1 protein-coding gene and 2 pseudogenes are annotated in these 2191 nt (G+C 30.4%); 2 read left to right on the top strand and 1 reads right to left on the bottom strand.

The features are described from left to right. Positions 1-74: pseudogene (locus RO21_RS13075) on the top strand (IS1595 family transposase); the annotation flags it as partial. Between the two features lie 142 nt (positions 75-216). After that, the gene (locus tag RO21_RS11995) at positions 217-981 is read left to right on the top strand and encodes a hypothetical protein (RefSeq protein WP_047978016.1); all 765 of its coding nucleotides are present in this window, start codon (positions 217-219) and stop codon (positions 979-981) included. Between the two features lie 1131 nt (positions 982-2112). On the opposite strand, the pseudogene RO21_RS13065 reads toward RO21_RS11995, so the two are convergent. Further along, positions 2113-2191: pseudogene (locus RO21_RS13065) on the bottom strand (IS1595 family transposase); the annotation flags it as partial.

The raw sequence follows: 2191 nt of genomic DNA, 5'->3' as shown, positions 1-2191 counted from the left end.
GGCGTTTTAACCACAGTGAAATAAAAGTTCAATTTTCCATTTTAAAACAATTAGTAAAGCAGAATTTATTCTAGTTATCTAGTACAGCCCCTAAAACTATATAGTTCTTTACCTATTGGTTGGTTAAAAATCAATGGTTGTCCATTAGCTTTAAAGCATGATTATAGCTTGTTACCTAAGCATGAATATAAATTATCCATGCCCAAAACATTGGTTATGATAAAAAAAGAACCTTTAAAAATCCTTATCATCAGAAGTTTTGATGAAAATGACCGATTAAAGGATTTGATGGAGAATACCTTAAATATAAAACCTAAACCAAGCGAACAGCTAAGTGATAAAATCACGCAGATGATAAATAGTAATGCCAATTATTTAGAAAACTTGACTAAAGAGAAAATGAGTAACTTAAAAGATGAGAATTTATATGCAACATATAGATTTGTAGATGTTTATTCTGAAGATGATTTAGTATCTACATTAAATCAAGCTACTGAAAGTATTTTAATATTTGATTGTCATGGCACAAAAATTGATGATAAAGGCAACTATGGATTGCATTTATATGGTAAAGCAGTTAACCTCAATGATTTGAAAGATAAAATTAAGAAATTACCTCCAATTGTAATATTTAGTACTTGTGATAGTCTTCCATTAAATGCCAATCAAGAAACATCTCCAGCACAAAGTGTGATAAATTTAGGTGCTTACATTGCCATTGGAACTTATTTACCTATTGATGGAAAACAGGCTAGTATTGCAATCTATAGATTAGTACATAGATTGCAACAATATTTTGATATAACCATTAAATTTTGGGGTAAAGTAAGTTTCATGAATATTTTTCAAGGTTGGCTTATTATGGAATATGTTCGAGAAGTATTATCAACTATGATAGATGATAATTTAACATCAAAAGAAGTTGTTTTTTCAAAAATACTTCTTAAAATGAATTGTATTATAAACCCTTTACACCCCTAACTGGTTTGATGAGTTTTTAGAAATTTTAAAGGAAAATATAGAGTCCTTTTCTACAAAGGATGATGTTATTGCTTATTTGAGAAAAAATATTGCTTTGACAGATTCCATGAAGTATATCTGCGTAGGATTTCCAGAAAAAGTTTGGATATCAAATGATGAAAGTAAATTTAATAAAGAAGTTTATGATGTTATTCAGATATGAGTTTTTGGGGTTGATAGGCTGACCAATAGTATGTTGCTTGTTCATTTGCCATATTATAAAATATGTAAACCTTTATACCGATGATTTACTCTACAAAAGCAAAGGTGGGATTTTGGGGAGATTTTGCAATTTGCAAAAAACTTAGAAAGCCTCACTACTTTCTTTTCTATCTCCTCCAACCTTTCACTTTAAAATAAGTCTTAAAATTTACTAAAATTCTCAAAATAGTATTTTAAGGATCTTTATGAACTTCAAAATCCCATCTTGGACAATTCGTCATCCTATCCCGATTATTGTTTTTCCTTTTAACCGTGCCTGGTATTCATGCTTTCCAAGCCTTGCCAATAAATACGAACCCTGATATGCGGTTTCCGATGGTGAATTATTACGGTAATGCAAACGGGGCGGCAGTATATTACTTCAACCATTGACGTCAGTAACACCGGAGGATAGAATTTCAAAAAGAGAAGGATAATTTTTGACGATATACCGTTGAAATTTAGATTTCAAAAGGTATATCTTTTACAGATGCTGGCGATTAACTGCAATAAGTGGTTTATTTAGCTTATCTTTCGTCATTCCATGCATATATGCACTATATTGCCAGGCAATGAATTGTTGCTTATATCGTTCATTGATTTCTTCTAAATGCTGTACTTGAGCTTTTAAATGATTTACTTGTTTTTGCAGATAATCTATTGTTACATTTGGTTCAGGATTAGCTTTAGCATTTTCTTTGATTTTTTGCTTCTGCTTACTAAAAACTTTTTGTATATCAGGATAATTAGCTGGTGATTGTCGCTCTATACTTTTAATTCCTAATAAATCAGCAACTTTAAGGCAGAGTAAGGGTCAAGTTAATTTGTCTTCCCAAGAGTAGATTAATTGTATGATTTCTTCCAAATTATTTTCGGGGCTGTACTAGATAACTAGAATAAATTCTGCTTTACTAATTGTTTTAAAATGGAAAATTGAACTTTTATTTCACTGTGGTTAAAACGCCATTCA

It is taken from the genome of Muribacter muris (assembly GCF_001038205.1).
GTDB lineage: Bacteria > Pseudomonadota > Gammaproteobacteria > Enterobacterales > Pasteurellaceae > Muribacter > Muribacter muris.
This window is presented reverse-complemented; position numbering and strand designations above follow the sequence as displayed.